The 17,381-nt window shown below is 66.3% G+C and carries 18 protein-coding genes; 9 read left to right on the forward strand and 9 right to left on the reverse strand.

The window, feature by feature from the left end; translation table 11 throughout:
- Positions 1–164: 164 nt before the first annotated feature.
- From I6F33_RS04625 to I6F33_RS04650, 7 genes are all read left to right on the forward strand, one after another.
- Complete coding sequence (locus tag I6F33_RS04625; RefSeq protein ID WP_225141256.1) at positions 165–1,115, forward strand: sulfonate ABC transporter substrate-binding protein; 951 nt, start codon at positions 165–167, stop codon at positions 1,113–1,115.
- A gap of 2 nt (positions 1,116–1,117) precedes the next feature.
- The gene (locus I6F33_RS38300; protein WP_260344179.1) at positions 1,118–1,240 is read left to right on the forward strand and encodes a hypothetical protein; all 123 of its coding nucleotides are present in this window, start codon (positions 1,118–1,120) and stop codon (positions 1,238–1,240) included.
- A 9-nt stretch (positions 1,241–1,249) separates the two neighbouring features.
- The gene (gene ssuD / locus I6F33_RS04630) at positions 1,250–2,413 is read left to right on the forward strand and encodes an FMNH2-dependent alkanesulfonate monooxygenase (protein WP_225141257.1); all 1,164 of its coding nucleotides are present in this window, start codon (positions 1,250–1,252) and stop codon (positions 2,411–2,413) included.
- A complete protein-coding gene (gene ssuC / locus I6F33_RS04635) occupies positions 2,410–3,216 on the forward strand; it encodes an aliphatic sulfonate ABC transporter permease SsuC (protein ID WP_225141258.1) in 807 nt (268 codons plus the stop codon). The genes ssuD and ssuC overlap by 4 nt, the downstream gene beginning before the upstream one ends.
- A 20-nt stretch (positions 3,217–3,236) precedes the next feature.
- Positions 3,237–4,085 (forward strand): ATP-binding cassette domain-containing protein, encoded by an 849-nt coding sequence (locus I6F33_RS04640; protein WP_036022154.1) that lies wholly within the window; start codon positions 3,237–3,239, stop codon positions 4,083–4,085.
- A 33-nt stretch (positions 4,086–4,118) separates the two neighbouring features.
- Positions 4,119–4,700, forward strand: a complete 582-nt coding sequence (locus tag I6F33_RS04645) for a flavin reductase family protein (protein ID WP_225141259.1) — start codon at positions 4,119–4,121, stop codon at positions 4,698–4,700.
- Between the two features lie 94 nt (positions 4,701–4,794).
- A complete protein-coding gene (locus tag I6F33_RS04650) occupies positions 4,795–4,950 on the forward strand; it encodes a hypothetical protein (RefSeq protein ID WP_225141261.1) in 156 nt (51 codons plus the stop codon).
- A 132-nt stretch (positions 4,951–5,082) separates the two neighbouring features.
- Here I6F33_RS04650 and I6F33_RS04655 read toward each other — a convergent pair whose 3' ends face one another.
- The 9 genes from I6F33_RS04655 to I6F33_RS04695 all read right to left on the reverse strand — a co-directional run bounded on the left by I6F33_RS04655 (position 5,083) and on the right by I6F33_RS04695 (position 14,773).
- The gene (locus I6F33_RS04655) at positions 5,083–6,231 is read right to left on the reverse strand and encodes a M20 family metallopeptidase (protein ID WP_225114784.1); all 1,149 of its coding nucleotides are present in this window, start codon (positions 6,229–6,231) and stop codon (positions 5,083–5,085) included.
- Positions 6,232–6,488: 257 nt separating this feature from the next.
- On the reverse strand, positions 6,489–7,874 hold the full coding sequence (locus tag I6F33_RS04660; RefSeq protein WP_035999037.1) for a sigma-54-dependent Fis family transcriptional regulator: 1,386 nt from the start codon (positions 7,872–7,874) through the stop codon (positions 6,489–6,491).
- A 51-nt stretch (positions 7,875–7,925) separates the two neighbouring features.
- Positions 7,926–8,276, reverse strand: a complete 351-nt coding sequence (gene fliN, locus I6F33_RS04665) for a flagellar motor switch protein FliN (RefSeq protein ID WP_035704875.1) — start codon at positions 8,274–8,276, stop codon at positions 7,926–7,928.
- Between the two features lie 3 nt (positions 8,277–8,279).
- Complete coding sequence (locus I6F33_RS04670) at positions 8,280–8,903, reverse strand: FliH/SctL family protein (protein ID WP_035999041.1); 624 nt, start codon at positions 8,901–8,903, stop codon at positions 8,280–8,282.
- Positions 8,903–10,000, reverse strand: a complete 1,098-nt coding sequence (gene fliG / locus I6F33_RS04675) for a flagellar motor switch protein FliG (protein WP_225126214.1) — start codon at positions 9,998–10,000, stop codon at positions 8,903–8,905. Before fliG ends, I6F33_RS04670 begins: the two co-directional genes overlap by 1 nt.
- Positions 10,001–10,032: 32 nt before the next feature.
- Positions 10,033–11,643 (reverse strand): flagellar basal-body MS-ring/collar protein FliF, encoded by a 1,611-nt coding sequence (gene fliF, locus I6F33_RS04680; protein WP_225141263.1) that lies wholly within the window; start codon positions 11,641–11,643, stop codon positions 10,033–10,035.
- A gap of 178 nt (positions 11,644–11,821) precedes the next feature.
- Complete coding sequence (locus I6F33_RS04685) at positions 11,822–12,097, reverse strand: DUF1153 domain-containing protein (RefSeq protein WP_002714638.1); 276 nt, start codon at positions 12,095–12,097, stop codon at positions 11,822–11,824.
- A gap of 386 nt (positions 12,098–12,483) precedes the next feature.
- Positions 12,484–13,188 (reverse strand): flagellar hook assembly protein FlgD, encoded by a 705-nt coding sequence (locus tag I6F33_RS04690; protein WP_036022166.1) that lies wholly within the window; start codon positions 13,186–13,188, stop codon positions 12,484–12,486.
- A gap of 13 nt (positions 13,189–13,201) precedes the next feature.
- Positions 13,202–14,773 (reverse strand): flagellar hook-length control protein FliK, encoded by a 1,572-nt coding sequence (locus I6F33_RS04695; protein ID WP_346657198.1) that lies wholly within the window; start codon positions 14,771–14,773, stop codon positions 13,202–13,204.
- A 370-nt stretch (positions 14,774–15,143) separates the two neighbouring features.
- On the opposite strand from I6F33_RS04695, the gene mnmA reads away from it, so the two are divergent.
- Together mnmA and I6F33_RS04705 are read left to right on the forward strand one after the other, a co-directional pair.
- Positions 15,144–16,325 carry a tRNA 2-thiouridine(34) synthase MnmA gene (gene mnmA / locus I6F33_RS04700; protein WP_225141267.1) on the forward strand — a complete coding sequence of 394 codons (1,182 nt, stop codon included), beginning with the start codon at positions 15,144–15,146 and terminating at the stop codon, positions 16,323–16,325.
- A 248-nt stretch (positions 16,326–16,573) separates the two neighbouring features.
- Positions 16,574–17,212, forward strand: a complete 639-nt coding sequence (locus I6F33_RS04705) for a class I SAM-dependent methyltransferase (protein WP_225141269.1) — start codon at positions 16,574–16,576, stop codon at positions 17,210–17,212.
- Positions 17,213–17,381 lie beyond the last annotated feature (169 nt).

A 17,381-nucleotide genomic window follows, 5' to 3' on the forward strand; every position in this document is an offset into this window, starting at 1 on the left:
ATTCCATCCTCATTCGCTTCCCCGCTTGAAAGATTAATCACGCGCGCGGCATGCAGCGCAGTGCTCGCATCGCTATTTTCCCGGACGTCTCGACACTTCCGATGACGCGCACCATCATTCGGCATACGTGAATGATGACGGCCACATGCGGCCGGGAGTGTGGAATGCAGCGTCGGGACTTTCTGAAACTTTCGGTTGGAACTGCGGCCGCCGCTGCGTTCGCATCGCATGCGATCGCGCAAGGCGCGGTGAAGGAAATTCGTATCGGCTACCAGAAGACCGGCGTGCTGGTCATCGCGCGCCAGCAGGCTGCCCTGGAAAGACATTTCGCAGCCTCAGGCATCGAGGTGAAGTGGATCGAGTTCTCCTCGGGGCCGCCGATGATGGAGGCGATGAACGTCGGCAGCGTCGATTTCGGCGCGGTGGGTGATTCCCCGCCAGTGTTTGCCCAGGCCGCGGGCGCGGCGATCGTCTACGCCGCCGGCCAGCCCATCACCAACGGCCAGGGCATCCTGGTGCCCAAGGATTCGCCAATCCGCGACATCGCCGATCTCAAGGGCAAGCGCATCGGCTTCACCAAGGGCTCCAGCGCCCACAACGTCGTGGTGCAGACGCTGGAGAAGGCCGGCTTCACCTATGCCGACATCACACCGGTCTACCTGACGCCGCCGGATGCCGGCCCCGCCTTCGCCAATGGCAGCATCGAGGCCTGGGCGATCTGGGATCCCTATTTCGCCATCGGCGAGACCAAGCAGAACGGCCGCATCCTGATCAATGCGCGCGAGGTCACCAAGACCAATTCCTTCTACATCGCCAACCGCGAGTTCGCGAAGAACCATGCGGCGATCCTGCAGCAGATCGTCGACGTGACGACCGCGGCCGGCCAATGGGCCGAGCAGCACCGCGACGAGGTCGCAAGATCGCTCGCCGCGATCACCGGCGTTCCCTTGGATATCCAGACCGTCGCCGCCAATCGCGCGAACTTCGTGGTCGGCCCCGTCACCGACGAGATCGTTGCGACCCAGCAGGGCGTCGCCGACCGCTTCTACAAGCTCGGCCTGATCCCGAAGCCGATTCATATTCGCGACATCGTCTGGCGCAACCCGGCAGCCTGACCGTGCCGACAACTCTTCCCGTTCAAAAAGGTCTGAACATGAAGCGCATCGTTCAACGCGTGATCGCAGCCATCGTGCTGTCGATCGGCATCGTCGCGGCCGCCGTCGGCACGACCTACGGCTAGGGGCAATCCATGAGCCAATCCAACGCCAACATCCTCTGGTTCCTGCCGACGCATGGCGACGGCCGCTATCTCGGCACCGGCATCGGCGGCCGCGAGGTCAATTTCAACTATCTGCGCCAGGTCGCGCAGGCCGCCGATCAGCTCGGCTATTTCGGCGTGCTGTTGCCGACCGGGCGATCCTGCGAGGATTCCTGGATCGTTGCGTCCTCGGTCGCGCCGTTCACCGAGCGGCTGCGCTATCTCGTCGCCGTTCGTCCCGGCCTGCAATCGCCGAGCGTGGCCGCGCGCATGACCGCGACGCTTGATCGCGTCTCGAACGGCCGGCTCCTCGTCAACGTCGTCACCGGCGGCGATCCCGTCGAGAACAAGGGCGACGGCATCTTCCTCGGCCACGACGAGCGCTACGAGGTCACCCGCGAGTTCCTCAACGTCTACAGCGACCTGCTCGCCGGCAAGACGGTGAACGTCGAGGGCAAGCACATCCGCATCGAGGGCGGCAAGCTGCTGTTTCCGCCCGTGCAGTCGCCGCGCCCCCCGCTGTATTTCGGCGGCTCCTCCGATGCCGGCATCGACGTCGCGGCGGACACCGTCGACAAATATCTCACCTGGGGCGAGCCGCCGGCGCTGGTCGCCGAGAAGATCGCGAAGGTGAGGGAGGTTGCCGCCGCTCGTGGCCGCAAACTCTCCTTCGGCATCCGTCTACACGTCATTGTCCGCGAGACCAACGAAGAAGCCTGGCACGCCGCAAACGAGCTGATCAGGCACGTCAGCGACGACACCATCGCGCTGGCGCAGAAGAACTTTGCCCGTATGGACTCGGTCGGTCAGCAGCGCATGGCGCAGCTCCACGGCGGCAAGCGCGACAAGCTCGAGATCGCGCCGAACCTGTGGGCCGGCGTCGGCCTCGTCCGCGGCGGCGCCGGCACGGCGCTGGTCGGCGACGCCCAGACGGTGGCGGCGCGCATCAGGGAGTATCAGGATCTCGGCATCGATACCTTCATCATGTCGGGCTATCCGCATCTCGAGGAAGCCTATCGCTTCGCCGAGCTGGTGTTCCCGCTGCTCGCGCTGGAGCAGCCGAGCAACGTGACGAAGCTGCATTTCAACGGCGGTCCGTTCGGCGAGACGGTCGGCAGCGATTTCCGTCCGCAGCACCGGGTGTCGCAGTCATGAGCCTGATCGACAGCATTTCGCTTCCGCGCAGCATCCCCCTGCCGCGGGCCGACGGCCTGATCCAGTGGATCGTGCCGCTCGCCATCGTCGCGGTCTGGCAGGTCGCGAGCGTCACCGGCTTCGTGCCGACGCGGGTACTGCCGGCCCCGAGCGACGTCGTGCTCGCGGGCTGGAAGCTGCTGGTCTCCGGTGAGCTCGTCCGCAACATCTGGGTGTCGTTCTGGCGCGCCTCGATCGGCTTTTTGATCGGCGGCAGCATCGGCTTCGCCTTCGGCCTCGCCAACGGCCTGTCGCAGCTTTCGGCCAGGCTCACCGATACCACCCTGCAGATGGTGCGCAACGTGCCGCATCTGGCGCTGATCCCGCTGGTCATCCTCTGGTTCGGCATCGACGAAAGCGCAAAGCTCTTCCTGGTGGCGCTCGGGGTGTTCTTCCCGATCTATCTCAACACGCTGCACGGCATCCGCACCGTCGATCCGCAGCTGATCGAGATGGGCCGCATCTACGGCATGACGGACGGTGAGTTGTTCCGCCGCGTCATCTTCCCGGGCGCGCTGCCCTCGATCTTCGTCGGCATCCGCTTTGCGCTCGGCATCATGTGGCTGACGCTAATCGTCGCCGAGACCATCGCGGCCTCTTCCGGCCTCGGCTACATGGCGATGCAAGCGCGCGAGTTCATGCTGATCGACGTCGTCGTGCTCTCGATCCTGATCTACGCCCTGCTCGGCAAGCTCGCCGACAGCGCCTCCCGCGTGCTGGAGCGTCTGACGCTCTCCTGGCACCCCGCCTTCCAGAAACGTTGAACGAAAATACTGGGAATCACATGCAGACAGCGCTTCGTACCTCTCTTCCCGAGACCGAGCTCGCCGGCCGCGCCACTTTCGCCCCTCACGCCCGCGTGGTGCGCGAGGAGCGGCAAGAAGAACACCGAGTTCAGGCCAGCGGCCTGCCGCTCAGCATCCGCGGCTTGCGCAAATCCTTCGGTGACAACGAGGTGCTGCGCGGCATCGACCTGCACATTCCCGCCGGCCAGTTCGTCGCGATCGTCGGCAAGAGCGGCTGCGGCAAGAGCACCCTGCTGCGCCTGATCGCCGGCCTCGACAAGATCGATGCGGGCAGCATCAGCTTCGGTCAGGAGATCCAGCCCGAGGACATCCGCGTGATGTTCCAGGAGCCGCGGCTGCTGCCCTGGGCCCGCGTGCTCGCCAATGTCGAGGTCGGCCTCGGCCGCGATCGTGCCTCGAGCGATGCGCATGCCCGCGCCGAGAAGGCACTGATCGAGGTCGGCCTCGCTGACAAGCGCGACCAATGGCCTTCGGTGCTCTCGGGCGGCCAGAAGCAGCGCGTCGCGCTCGGCCGCGCGCTGGTCTCGCGCCCGCGCGTGCTCGCCTTCGACGAGCCGCTCGGCGCGCTGGACGCGCTGACCCGCATCTCGATGCAGCGGCTCCTCGAGCGGGTCTGGCGCGATCAGGGCTTTACCGCGATCCTGGTGACCCACGATGTCTCGGAAGCCGTGGCGCTGGCCGACCGCGTGCTCGTCATCGAGGAGGGCCGCATCGCCCATGACGTCACGGTTAACGCCGCCCGGCCGCGCCAGCGCGGCTCGGCCGAGCTTGCCGGGCTCGAAGGCTCGATCCTGAGCCACCTGTTGTCGGCGGACGATCGTACCTAAATAGAGGGAACCCCGCTTGCGGGGAGTAGCGCCATGAATGTAGTGCCCCGCGAGCTCATGACCGAAATTCCCGTCTCGTCCACCGATTTCCGCGGCGCCATGCGCCACCTCACCGGCGGCGTCAGCGTCATCACGGCCGGGCGGGGCAAGGACATCTCCGGCATGACGGTGACCTCGGTCACCTCGCTGTCGGTCGAGCCGCCGACGCTGCTGGTCAGCATCAACCGCGACGCCTCGTCTTTTCCGCTGATCCGCCGCCACGGCGCCTTCGGCGTGAATATCCTCAATGCTGACCAACTCGACATTGCCGAACGCTTTGCCGGCAAGGGCGGGCTGAAGGGTGCGGATCGCTTTGCAGGCAGCCAGTGGGTGACGGCAGTCTCTGGTGTCCCGCTGCTGGTCGGCGCGCTCTCGGCCTTCGATTGCGAAGTCGAGGAGATCGTCGAGCGCCACTCGCACGGCATCGTCATCGGCCGTGTCCGGGACATCAGGAGCTCGACCCGCACCGCCGCGCTGGCCTATTGGCATGGCCAGTACGTGGCGGTCGACCAGGACGAAGACGCGGCCCGGCTCGCCGATGTCAGCCTTCCCGCGCGCGGCCGGCGCGGCATTTGATCGCCGTCGGCGAGCCTCGCGCAAGGCTGGCCTTTTCCGCCTCATCGCTCTAGAAGCGCCCTGAGCTGTCCCGCCGGACGCATGGAGCGGAACGATGAAGCGCGTGGCAACCTTGATCTTCTACACCGTCGGTGCGCTCGCGATCGCCTATCTCGCGCTCTACGCCTACGCGATGTTCTCTGGCTCTCCGATCGTGCCGGGCGATCCCATCCACATCTTCCGCAAGCCGGATGCGCCGAGCTATTCGTGACGGTCTCGTAGGGTGGGTTAGCCGTAGGCGTAACCCACCACTGTTTGTCTCCACGGAAAATGACGAGGTGGGTTACGCCGAGCAGATGCGCTTTGCGCATCTGCAGGGCTAACCCACCCTACGCACCTGTGTTTACCCCCGCAGAATCGCCAGCGCCAGCGCCTGCGCGCGCGGCACGATGCTGTCGATCTCCAAATATTCCTCCGGCGTGTGCGCGAGCCCGCCGACCGGACCGAGACCGCAAATGGTCGGCGTGCCGACCGCGGCGGTGAAGCCGGAATCGGCGCAGCCGCCGGAGAACTCGCCCTGCAGCGTGGTGAGGCCCACCTGCCTTGCGGCCGCCTGATAGTTTTCGAACAGCGCCTTCGAGCCCGCGCTCTGCACCACCGGCACGAACTCGCCCTTGATCGACAGCGTCGCGCTGGTGCCCGGCACGTAGGAGGTCGCGACGATCTTTTCGATCGCACCCATGATCCGCGCGCGATCGGCCGGATCGACATAGCGCAGGTCGATCTGCCCTTCCGCGTAAGGCGCGGTCGTGTTGACGGACTGCCCGCCCGACACGAGGCCGACATTGAGCGTGATGCCCTTGTCGAGATCAGTGAGCGCGTGGATTTGGACGATCTTGTGCGCGAGCTCGCCAATGGCGCTGACGCCGGCGGCGAAGTTGGCGCCGGAATGCGCGGCCTTGCCGGTGATGGCCATGTGCATGAAGATGCCGCCCTTGCGCCCGGTGACGACGTTGCCCGTGGGCCGGCCCGGCTCGGAATTGAACACCGCGCGGGCCGCGCGTCCCTCGCGCTCGATCACCGGGCGCGAGGAGGGCGAGCCGATCTCCTCGTCGGAGGTGATGAGCACCTTAATCGGGTGCGGTGCGCCGCCGAACTTGTGGAAGGCGGCGGCCACGAACACGTTCATGACGAGGCCGGACTTCATGTCGGCGACACCGGGTCCATAGGCGCGGCCATCCCGGATCGTGAACGGCCGCCGCGCAGCCTCGCCCTTGCCGAACACCGTGTCGCGGTGTCCCATCAACAGCACCGGCTTCTCGTTGCTGCCGGGCTTTGCCACCTCGGCATGGATCGCGTCGCCGAACGTGCCGTGGCTTTCGCGCCGGAACGGAATGCCATGCTCGGCAAAGTACCGCTCGAACCGCGCACCGACCGCATCGACGCCTTCCTTGTCGTAGGAGCCGGAATCGATGTTCACGACGTCGCGGAGCAGGTCGATCATCGCCTGCTTCTGCGACGCCAGCCAATCCGTGATTTGAGCTTCAGACATGTGGTCCCTCGCGTGGTTTTCGGGCGGGGTTATAGGGCGTGCCGCGCGGATGGCATAGTCACGTGGCGCGGTTCGGTCATGCGAAGGATGCTCTTGAGGTTCGTCATTGCGAGCGCAGCGAAGCAATCCGGTCTGTCGCCGCCGAGGGATTCTGGATTGCTTCGCTGCGCTCGCAATGACGGGGTGGCGGCCTGCGCCAAACGAAAAATGCCCGGACTTGGCCCGGGCATTCGCGTCCGCTCGATGGTCGCGGGCGTCTACGCCCCCATCATCGGCATCCGCGGATATTCCCCGGGCGTGCCTGCGGGCGGGATCGGGATGCCGCCGTCGGCATATTCGTTGAGCTTGTTGCGCAGCGTGCGGATCGAGATGCCGAGGATGTTGGCGGCATGGGTGCGGTTGCCGAGGCAGTGCTTCAGCGTCTCCAGGATCAGGTCGCGTTCGACGTCGGCCACGGTGCGCCCCACCAGCGCGCGCGTCACCTGCTCGGCGGCCATAGTGGCATGCGCCACGGCCGGGGCGGTCTTGGCGAGGTCGAGGCGGTCGCCGTCCGGGGTGATGATGGCGTCGGGCCCGATCTCGTCGCCCTGGGCCATCAGCACCGCGCGGTGCATGGTGTTTTCGAGCTCGCGGACGTTGCCCTGCCAGCGGTTGGCGGAGAGCACGCGCCGCGCCTCGGCCGAGAGCGGACGCAGCGGCACGCCGTTGGCGTCGGCATATTTCTTCACGAAGTGCTGGGCGAGCTCGAGGATGTCGGCGGGACGCTCGCGCAGCGGCGGGATCTTCAAATTCACGACGTTGAGGCGGAACAGCAAGTCCTCGCGGAACGTGCCCTCTCGCACGGCCTCGGCGAGATTGCGGTTCGAGGTCGCGATGATGCGGATGTCGACCGGAACCGGCTTGGTGCCGCCGACGCGGTCGATCACACGCTCCTGGATGGCGCGCAGCAGTTTCGATTGCAGGCGAACGTCCATCTCCGAGATTTCGTCGAGCAGCAGCGTGCCGCCGGTCGCCTCCTCGAACTTGCCGATGCGGCGGGCGACCGCGCCGGTGAAGGCGCCCTTCTCGTGGCCGAACAGCTCGGATTCCAGCAGGTGCTCCGGGATGGCGGCGCAGTTGATCGAGATGAACGGACGCTTGGCCCGGGCCGAACGGGAGTGAACGTAGCGGGCCAGCACTTCCTTGCCCGTGCCGGATTCGCCGGTGATCATCACCGAGGCGTCCGAGCCGGCGATCTGCTGGGCGAGCTTGATCACCTTTGCCATCGCATCGTCACGGTAGACCAGCTCGCGGGAATCGTTGGCGACGGCAGCCAGCACCGCGGCGATCAGCTCCGGATCTGGCGGCAGCGGGATGTATTCCTTGGCCCCGGCATGGATCGCAGCGACCGCGGCGCGGGCGTCGTTGGTGATGCCGCAGGCGACGATCGGGGCGTGGATGTGCTCGGCTTCCAGCCGCAGCACGAGGTCGCGGATGTCGAGCGCGACGTCGACCAGCAGGAGGTCGGCGCCCTTGCCCCCGCGCAGCACGCGCATCGCCTGCTCGTGATCCTCGGCATGGGTCACGGTGGCGCCGTTCTCCATCGCGATCTTGGTGGCGGTGGTGAGCTGGCCCTTCAATGTGCCAACGATGAGAAGCCGCATGTCAGTCTCCTGTCCGTCTGCTCGCGCCGTCGCGCGTCATGTCCTTGCGTCTCAGCCGCGTTCGGCCTTGATGATTTCCGTCATGGTCACGCCAAGCTTGTCCTCGACCAGGACGACCTCGCCGCGGGCGACCAGCTTGTTGTTGACGTAGATGTCGATGGCCTCGCCGACGCGCCGGTCGAGCTCTAGCACGGTGCCCGGTCCGAGCTTCAGGAGCTCGCCGACGTCCATCTTGGAGCGGCCGAGCACGGCCGAGACCTGCACCGGCACGTCGAACACCGCCTCGAGGTCGGCGGCGGCACGCGCCGCATATTCGTCCTCGTTGTAGCCGACGTCGGTGCCGGCAGGCGGCATCGGGCCGTTGAGATCGGGCAGCGGGACCTGTCCGTCGGTGTCGCTCATGGTTTAGCTCCCCCTGCGGGACGCGATATAGCGTCCGACCATTTCGTCGATCTTGGCCGCGATGGCGCCGCGCTCCAGCACGACGCCGCCATCGGCCCATTCGATCCGGCAGTCGCCGGTGGCAATTTCCGGCTCGGCCAGGATCACCAGCCGGCCCTCGAAGCCGCTCTGCTTGGCGAGCCGCTCGATCTTCTCGCGCGCGCTGTCGTAGAGCGAATCGTTGATGCGGACGACGAGATGCGGCGTCGCGACCAGATGCGAGAAGCAGTCCTTGACCAGCGCGATGACCTCGCCGAGCGGCTCGGCGGCGACGAGGTCGGCGCACAGCTTGCGCGCCACCGCGACCGCGACCTCGACCGCCTCGGTCTCCATCCTGGTCTCGATGTTGCCGATGCCGGAGGCGACGCCCCGAATCGCGATGTTGATCTCTTCCATGGCGAGCGCAACGCGGCGGTCGCTTTCGGCCTTGGCTTCGCGCTGACCGGCGGCAAAGCCGTCCTGGTAGGCGCGCGCCTCGGCTTCCGCGACCTTCTGGGCGATCTCGGCCGCGGTCGCGGCCTTCTCGCGCGTCGCCCGTTCGGGCGCCGCGAAGTCGGTATCGAACAGGAATTTTGCCGGAGCGGCCATCAGTACACCAGCTCGTCGTCGGCGCGGTTCTTGGTCAGCATGATCTCACCCTTGGCGGCGAGGTCCTTGGCGAGATTGACCAGCAGCGCCTGGGCCTCGTCAACGTCGCGCAGGCGCACGGGGCCCATCGCCGCCATGTCGTCCTGGAGCATCTTGGCCGCGCGCGAGGACATGTTGCCGAAGAAGAAATTGCGGACGTCCTCGTTCGCGCTCTTGAGCGCGACGCCGAGCTTGTCCTTGTCGACGTTGCGCATCAAGGTCTGGGCGGAGCCGGAATCGAGCTTCACCAGGTCGTCGAAGGTGAACATCAGCGCCTTGATGCGCTCGGCGGATTCGCGGTTGTCCTCTTCCAGAGAGGTGATGAAGCGGGTTTCGGTCTGGCGGTCGAAATTGTTGAAGATTTCCGCCATCACCTCGTGGGCGTCGCGGCGGCGGGTCTGCGACAGGTTGGACATGAATTCGGTGCGCAGCGTCTTCTCGACACTCTCGATCACCTCCTTCTGCACCGCCTCCATCTTCAGCATGCGGTTGACGACGTCGAGCGCGAGCTCCTCGGGCAGGATGCCGAGCACGCGCGCGGCGTGCTCCGGCTTCAGCTTCGACAGCACCACGGCGATGGTCTGCGGGTATTCGTTCTTGAGATAGTTGGCGAGAACCTCTTCCTGCACGTTGGAGAGCTTCTCCCACATGTTGCGCCCGGCGGGACCGCGGATCTCGTCCATGATGCCGTTGACGCGTTCCGGCGGCAGGTATTGCTGGAGCAGCCGCTCGGTGGCGTCGAAATTGCCCATCAGCGCGCCCGAGGCCGACATGCGCGAGACGAATTCGAGCAGCATGTCCTCGACGGTGTCGACCTCGACGGTGCCGAGCGTCGACATCTCCAGCGAGAGCTGGCGGACCTCGTCGTCGTCGAGCAGGCCCCAGATCTTGCCGCCGTATTGCTCGCCGAGCGCCAGCATCAGGATCGCGGCACGCTTCGGCCCGGGCAGCTGCGCGAGGCCCTTGCCGTCGGCGGCGCGATTGCCGGCGCGCTGACCTAGCGTGGAGATCACGCTGGTGATGTCGTTCGAGTTGGCGTTTTGCAGATTAGCGGCCATGTCAGATCACTTCTTGATGCACTTGGCTTTGGTTATTTCGTCGGCTCAGTCAGCCACTGGCGGATGATTGCGACGGTTTCGTTGGGATTGCGTTCGGCGAGCTCGCCGACGCGGTGAACGGACTGGGCGTGGACCTGGCCCTGAATGGTGGCGACGTCGATGGCGCTGGTGCCGCCGCTCGGCAGCAGCGGCTGGCCGGCCGGCGCGGCCTCTTCCGAGGCGGCTGGGCCCGTCAGCACGCCGGAGATGGCGGCGGCGACCTCGTCGGAGGCGAGAATGCGCTTGACCAGCGGGCGGATCACCAGGAACAGCACGACGAGGCCGAGCAGCATCATCACGCCGAGCTCGACGAAGTACATGACGTCGTCCTTGGTGAACTGCAGCATGCCGAGAAAGCCGCCAGGTTCGCCGATCGGGGCAGTGGAGGGCGCGTCGGCGAAGCGCAGATTGACGACCTCGACCTGGTCGCCGCGCTTCTGGTCGAAGCCGATTGCCGAGCGCACCAGCGTGGCGATGCGGTCGAGCTGCTCCTTGGTGCGGTCCTGGTAGGCCAGCTCGCCCTTGTCGTTCTTGCTGTAGATGCCGTCGACCAGCACCGCGACCGAGATGCGGTTGACCCGGCCGGCCTCGGTCACCTCGGTCTTGGTGGTGCGGGAGATCTCGTAATTGTTGGTCTCTTCGGTCTTCTTGCTCTGGTCCTTGGGCGCGACGCCGTTGTTCTGCTGGTTGCCGGGCAGCTCGTTGTTGACGGTGACCTGGCCGTTGTTGTCGGCGGTCATGCTCTGCTCTTCGCGGGTCTGGCTGGAGCGCAGCACGCGGCCCTCGGGATCGAACTTGTCCGAGGTCTGGGTGACCTTGTTGAAGTCGAAATCGGCGGAGAGCTGCACGCGGGCGCGGCCCGAGCCGACCACGGAGGAGACGATGTCCTCGACCTGCTTGCGCATCCGCTTCTCGAAGGCGATGCGGCGCTCCTCGCCGACCGCCTGTTCCGGATCGGTCTGAGCTCCGTCGGCGAGCAGCTGACCGGCCTCGTCGACGATCGAGACCCGCTGCGGCTTCAGGCCGTTGACGGCGGAGGCGACGAGGTGGCGGATGGCGCGGATCTGCTGGGCTTCCAGCGCACCGCGGACGCGGACCACGATCGAGGCCGACGGCTCCGGAGCCTCGCGGGCGAACAGCGGGCGCTCGGGCAGCACCAGATGGACGCGGGCGGCCTGGATGCGGTCGATGGCCCGGATGGTGCGGGCGAGCTCGCCCTCGAGCGCGCGCAGATGATTGATGTTCTGGACGAAGGAGGTGGTGCCGAGCGCGTCCGACTTGTCGAACACCTCGTAGCCGACGCCGCCGCCCTTGGGCAGGCCGCCCTCGGCGAGCTTCATCCGCAGCCGCGTGACCTTGTCCTTGGGCACCATGATGATGGAGCCCTCATTGCGGATCTCGAACTGGATGCCCTGGCGTTCCAGGTCCTTGATGATGCTGGAGGAGTCTTCGACGGACAGGTCCGTGAACAGCGTCGTCATCTGCGGCGTGGTGACACGCATGATGACGAAGGCAAAGAAGCCGATGAGCGCGGCGGTGACCGCGATCATCGCCCCGAACCGGGCGGCACCGATACTTTTTAAGAAGTCCGCAAGACCTTGCAAGCAACCGCCCCGACCAATCCGACCCGCAACCGAGCGGTCGACTGGGCAATTATTGCCTAGGTGATGGTTTCGATATGGTTAACGAAGGTTAAGAGGTCGGACAAAAGTGCATCATGAAAAAAATCGGCCTCGCGAAGCGAGGCCGATTTTCGTCAAAGACCGCAGAATTCCGGATCGCCTACTGGCGATATTGCTGGATGCGGGTGGTGCGAAGACCCGCCAGACCGTGCTGGTCGATGGAAAACTGCCAGGAGAGGAATTCGTCGACCGTCAGGGTATAACGGCTGCAGGCCTCCTCGAGGGAGAGAAGTCCGCCACGGACAGCGGCGACGACTTCGGCCTTGCGGCGGATGACCCAGCGTTTGGTGCCGGGTGCAGGCAGATCCGCGATCGTCAACGGACTGCCGTCCGGCCCGATGACGTATTTTACCCTCGGGCGATGGGGTTCTGTCATGGCGTACTCACAAACTCTCAACCACTGAACTCACGCCCTAACCGTAACCCCCGCGGCTTAAAAATCCGCTAAGCCTAAGGGTTCAATACAATTCTCGTTGAATCTTGCGGGAACGCGGCCGACTCGGCGGGCGGGAGATGCAAACTCGGCCGGCTGAGCGGGGCAGAAGGTAAATACTTTACTAACGAACGAGGGTCTGCGGTGGTGTCGCAAAGACCCTGATAGTCATCCCGGGGCGCGCAGAGCGCGAGCCCGGGATCCATAACCCCAGGGAGTCGTTTTGACGAAGACTCGGGGTTACGACCTAATGCGAAAACGACTTCCTGGGGTTATGGATCCCCGCCTTCGCGGGGATGACATCTCGTATGTGGTTCGCTTGCCCGCCCTCAATTGCTCGTCGCAATGATGCTCTTGACCTGGCTCAGCGTGTAGCTGGCGCCGTCGATGGTGAGCAGCGGCGGCGACTGGGTCAGATCGACCGACGACACCACGCCCTGCACCTGCGCGGCGATGCCGACATTGTTGTTCGCGACGTCCTTGCCCGTGGCCGAGATCGTGTACTTGCCGTCGGGCCATTGCGTGCCGTCATTACCCATGCCGTTCCAGGTAAAGGGAATGTCGTTGCCGGCGGCGGCGGTATATTTGCCGTTGAACACGGTCTGGCCGCTCGAATTGGCGATGGAGATCTCGACGGTGGAGTCGGTCGGGACGTTGAGATGCCAGACAGCCGTCGAGTTGGTCATCGTCGCGGTCGAGCCGTCGACCAGCGCGGTCTTGCCGACGAAGCCCAGCGCCTGGGTCGCCTGCGTGGTCTGCTGCAGGGTGACGAGCTGAGCCAGCGATTCATTGGTCTTGAGCTGCTGCTCGACGCCGGCGAACTGCACCAGCTGCTGGGTGAACTGGTTGGTGTCGAGCGGATCGAGCGGGTTCTGGTTCTGCAGCTGCGTCGTCAGCAGGGTCAGGAAGGTCTGGAAATTGCCGGCGAGCGTCGACCCCGTGGTCGAGCTCATCGACGAACTCGACGAGGATTTCGGCAGGTCGGTCGTTCCGGAGACGACCGGGGGCGAAGTGGCGGCATTCGTGGTGGTCATTGCCAGATACTCCTCACACTCTGATGTCGACGCCGCTGCTCGATCCGAGCATGCGGCCATAGCCGCGCCCGATGGGCGCCGTGGAAACGCTGTCGTCCTCGCTGATGATCAGGCGGCGGGCATTGCCGCCATTGTCGTTGTTCTGGCCAGAGTGCTGGCCGGATGAATTCTGGTCGCGCAGGCTGAAGGACAGGCCGTTGCTGCCGGTCTTGAAGCCGGCATCGTCGAGCGCGCGCTGCAATTGCGGCGCGTCCTGACGCAGCATCTGCAGCGTCTCCGGCTTCTCGACGGTGAGATGCGAGGTGACGTTGCCGGCGCGGTCGACGTTGATGCGCACGTCGATGCGGCCGAGCTCGGCCGGATCGAGGCTGATGTCGAACCGCGACTTGCCGGACCGAATGGCGGCTGCGATCTCGATCGGGATGCCGCTGATCGGCACCGCCGTAGTCTGGGTCGCCGCGGTCGCGGTGAGCGTCGCGGTTGATGCTGTTGCGGCCGAGGTCGTATTGGTCAGCGGCGCCTGCACGGTAGAAGCGGCCTGTGCGCTGGTATCCGTCGGAGCGATCGTGGCTTGCGGGCCGGCATGCGCCGGCGCGGCCGACGTGCCCTGGGCCTGATCGGCGGCGCGGTCGGCGGGACCCGCCTTGGCGTCGGTCGCGACGTGATCGGCCTGCGGCTTCAAGCCTTGCGCATGGGCGGCGTTGGCGGCCGGTGCCTGCGCAGCGACGTTCGCCTTGCCGGTGTCCTGGCCGATATTGGAGATGTCGGTCTGGGCTTGCGCCGTGGCGGCCTCTTTGAACGCGGTCTTGGGCGTGCCCTGGCTGACCGCGGCGATCAGCCCGCCACCAGCTTTTGCATCGGTCGAGGCGGTCTCGGTCGTGCCGGCGGCGGCCTCGCCGAGCGTCGTCGTGGTCTCGGCATCGACCTCGGCGCCTGCGGCCTTGGCGCTCGCCGTGGCGGTATCGGTCTTGGCGCCGGCGATCTGGGCCGCGATGGAGGCGCTGGCGGCAAGACCTGCCGCGGCGATCGCGAGCGGCGCGGCGGCGGCATCGCCAGCCTGGTTCGCAGTTGCATTCGGGTCGACCGGGACGACCGGCGCGGCAACGATGATTCCAAGATCGGGCAGGGCGGTCTGCGTCGTCGCGGACGGCGCGGCGGCAGCCGCCTCGACGGCGGCGGTGAGGACCTCGGTGCCATCAGTCGCGTCGCTCTCGGGCTCGTCGGATTTGTCGGCCGATTTGGCGTCGGCCGTCTCGGACTTGTCCTTGACCTTGCCGGCGTCCTTGGCCGGATCGCTGGGCGCCTCGCCCCTGTCATTCTCCGCAGGCGCAGACGCCTCGGTGTCGTCGCTCGCCTTGCTCTGCGAAGGCTGGTCCGTGGAAGAGGTGTCGCGCGACGGCCGCTCGGCCGCCGGGGAGGACGAGCTCTGCTCGTTCCGGCGCGGTGCGGCGTCCTGCGCGTTGTTGCCGCTGGCCTGCGTGTTGCTGTCGACCAGCGAGCCGAAAGCCTCGCTCGCCGGCGTGTCCTTCGGGGCTTGCGACCGGACAGGCTTCTGCTGCGCGCTCTGGATTTGCACGCTTGCCACGACATCTGACATCCGACCGACCACAGGCAACCCCTTGCAAGCAACTTCGCATCAAGAGGGAGCAAGGAGCGGGCCAGCGTCCCGAACTGAATATTTCAGCAATATAATCAATGATTTGGCGACGTTGGTGCATTGCCGGGCCGCGGGCTCCGACCCCGCCATTTCTGCCGCCCCGGCAAGAATTGCCCTAAGCGGGGGCTCGCGTGATTGCTTCACCGGAATGCCGCCTATATTAAAGAGGCTACTCTCAGCCGCTTTCGACTTGGGCAGTCGTGCTCTTCGGGAACCAAGGTTCCGGGGGATCGCCGCCGTCCCCCGAGAAAGCAAATCGCGGATCGCGCGTCGCCGCCGTCACAACGCTCCAGGGCCCATGCTCAACAGTCTGGATCTCGAAGGCCGTCCCGAGGACACCAGGGTCGTCGTTGCCATGTCGGGCGGTGTCGATTCCTCGACGACGGCTGCGCTCTTGAAGGCTGAGGGCTACGACGTCGTCGGCATCACGCTGCAGCTCTACGACCATGGCGCGGCCACCCACCGCAAGGGCGCCTGCTGCGCCGGCCAGGATATCCACGACGCCCGCGACGTCGCGGCCAAACTCGGCATTCCCCATTACGTGCTCGACTACGAGGACCGCTTCCGCGAGTCCGTCATCGACAATTTCGCCGACTCTTACGCGCTCGGCGAAACGCCGGTGCCCTGCATCGAGTGCAACCGCAGCGTCAAATTCCGCGACCTCTTGAAGACCGCCCGCGAGCTCGGCGCCCAGGCGCTCGCCACCGGCCATTACGTCGCCTCGCGCCGCCGGGGCGACGGGTCACGCGCGCTGGTCTGTGCGGCCGACGCCGACCGCGACCAGAGCTATTTCCTGTTCGCGACCACGCAGGAACAGCTCGACTTCCTGCGCTTTCCGCTCGGCGACATGACCAAGCCCGAGACGCGCGAGCTCGCGCGCCGCTTTGGCCTTGCGGTCGCCGACAAGCACGACAGCCAGGACATCTGCTTCGTGCCGACCGGCCGCTACACCGACATCATCACGCGCCTGCGCCCCAATGCGATGGACCCCGGCGACATCGTCGATCTCGAGGGCCGCGTGCTCGGCCGGCACAACGGCATCGCCAATTTCACCGTCGGCCAGCGCCGCGGCCTCGGCATCGCAGCCCACGCGCCGCTGTTCGTGGTGCGGCTGGACGCGGCGACCCGCCGCGTCGTGGTCGGCCCGCGCGATGCGCTGAAGATGCACCGCATCGCACTTCGCGACGTCAACTGGATCGGCGACGGCGACATCGACCGCGCCATCGGAAGCGGCCTCGAAATGTTCGTGCGCGTGCGCTCGACCCGCAGCCCCCAACCGGCATGGCTGCGCGGCAGCAACGGCCGTTACGAGGTCGAGCTCGTCGCCGGCGAGGAGGGCGTCTCGCCGGGACAGGCCTGCGTGTTCTACGACGCAGCGAGCGGCCAGGCCCGCGTGCTCGGCGGCGGCTTCATCCAGAGCGCTGCGGCCAAGGTCGGCACGGGCACATCGCGCCCGCTCGCGGAAGTCGTGCGCGGCTGATCATGAAATTGGATCGCACTCTCGCGACACCGGAAGTGCGCTCCCTCTCCCGCCTGCGGGAGAGGGTTGGGGAGAGGGCTCTCTCTAAACGCGATATATCGCGAGATGAAAAAGCCCTCACCCGCCACGCTCTTGCGAGCGTGTCGACCTCTCCCGCAAGCGGGAGAGGCTCCAGACCGCGCGCGGGGCAGGATCCGTTCTCACCAACAAACACACCTTAGAGAATCTTCGCGCAAGGGCAGGGGGGCATGGCAGCAGACATCTCGCGGGCCGGGGTCGAGAAGGCCTATGGCCGCTGGGCGCCGGTCTATGATCTCGTGTTCGGCAAGGTGTTCGACGCCGGCCGGCAGTCGACCATCGCCGAGGCCGACCGCATCGGCGGCCGCGTCCTCGACGTCGGCGTCGGCACCGGTCTTTCGCTCTCCGAATACGCGCGCACCACCAAGGTCTGCGGCGTCGACATCTCCGAGCCGATGCTGCGCAAGGCGCAGGCGCGCGTGCGCGCGCTCCGCCTCTCCAACGTCGAAGTGCTCTCGGTGATGGATGCGAAGAACCTCGCCTTCCCCGATGATTTCTTCGACGCGGTGGTGGCGCAATATGTCATCACCGCCGTGCCCGATCCCGAAGGCACGCTCGACGAGTTCATGCGCGTGCTCAAGTCAGGCGGCGAGCTGATCCTGGTCAACCACATCGGTGCGGAGAGCGGCCCTCGCAAGCTGTTCGAGCTCGCTTTCGCGCCCATCGCCCGCCGTCTCGGCTGGCGCCCGGAATTCCCGTGGGCCCGCCTCGAGGGCTGGGCCGCACGGCACGGCGGCGTCGCGCTCACCGAGCGCCGTCCCATGCCGCCGATGGGCCATTTCTCGCTGATCCGCTACCGCAAATCGTGATTGCCACCTGCGGGAACAGGGGGCCTCGCGCGCGCGTTTCCTTCCTATGCGCACGACAAACCTCATTCTTGCGGGCCTCCTGATCGCCGCCTCTGCACCGGCGATCGCGCAGGCCCCACCCGCCCCGGCGACGCCGCCGCAAGCGACCGCGCCGCCGGGGCGGGTGGGG

Origin of the sequence: Bradyrhizobium sp. BRP20, from assembly GCF_020194215.1 — a bacterium.
In the GTDB taxonomy this organism is placed as follows: domain Bacteria; phylum Pseudomonadota; class Alphaproteobacteria; order Rhizobiales; family Xanthobacteraceae; genus Bradyrhizobium; species Bradyrhizobium yuanmingense.

Bases quoted from the DNA above. Each gene is read 5' to 3' on its own strand.
- I6F33_RS04625 (WP_225141256.1), top strand. From the start codon at position 165: ATGCAGCGTCGGGACTTTCTGAAACTTTCGGTTGGAACTGCGGCCGCC.
- I6F33_RS04660 (WP_035999037.1), bottom strand. From the start codon at position 7,874: ATGCGGCTTCTCATCGTTGGCACATTGAAGGGCCAGCTCACCACCGCC.
- mnmA (WP_225141267.1), top strand. From the start codon at position 15,144: ATGCTCAACAGTCTGGATCTCGAAGGCCGTCCCGAGGACACCAGGGTC.
- I6F33_RS04670 (WP_035999041.1), bottom strand. From the start codon at position 8,903: ATGGCCGCTCCGGCAAAATTCCTGTTCGATACCGACTTCGCGGCGCCC.
- fliG (WP_225126214.1), bottom strand. From the start codon at position 10,000: ATGGCCGCTAATCTGCAAAACGCCAACTCGAACGACATCACCAGCGTG.
- I6F33_RS04685 (WP_002714638.1), bottom strand. From the start codon at position 12,097: ATGACAGAACCCCATCGCCCGAGGGTAAAATACGTCATCGGGCCGGAC.
- ssuD (WP_225141257.1), top strand. From the start codon at position 1,250: ATGAGCCAATCCAACGCCAACATCCTCTGGTTCCTGCCGACGCATGGC.
- I6F33_RS04650 (WP_225141261.1), top strand. From the start codon at position 4,795: ATGAAGCGCGTGGCAACCTTGATCTTCTACACCGTCGGTGCGCTCGCG.
- I6F33_RS04655 (WP_225114784.1), bottom strand. From the start codon at position 6,231: ATGTCTGAAGCTCAAATCACGGATTGGCTGGCGTCGCAGAAGCAGGCG.
- I6F33_RS04645 (WP_225141259.1), top strand. From the start codon at position 4,119: ATGAATGTAGTGCCCCGCGAGCTCATGACCGAAATTCCCGTCTCGTCC.
- I6F33_RS04705 (WP_225141269.1), top strand. From the start codon at position 16,574: ATGGCAGCAGACATCTCGCGGGCCGGGGTCGAGAAGGCCTATGGCCGC.
- ssuC (WP_225141258.1), top strand. From the start codon at position 2,410: ATGAGCCTGATCGACAGCATTTCGCTTCCGCGCAGCATCCCCCTGCCG.
- I6F33_RS04640 (WP_036022154.1), top strand. From the start codon at position 3,237: ATGCAGACAGCGCTTCGTACCTCTCTTCCCGAGACCGAGCTCGCCGGC.
- I6F33_RS04690 (WP_036022166.1), bottom strand. From the start codon at position 13,188: ATGACCACCACGAATGCCGCCACTTCGCCCCCGGTCGTCTCCGGAACG.
- fliN (WP_035704875.1), bottom strand. From the start codon at position 8,276: ATGAGCGACACCGACGGACAGGTCCCGCTGCCCGATCTCAACGGCCCG.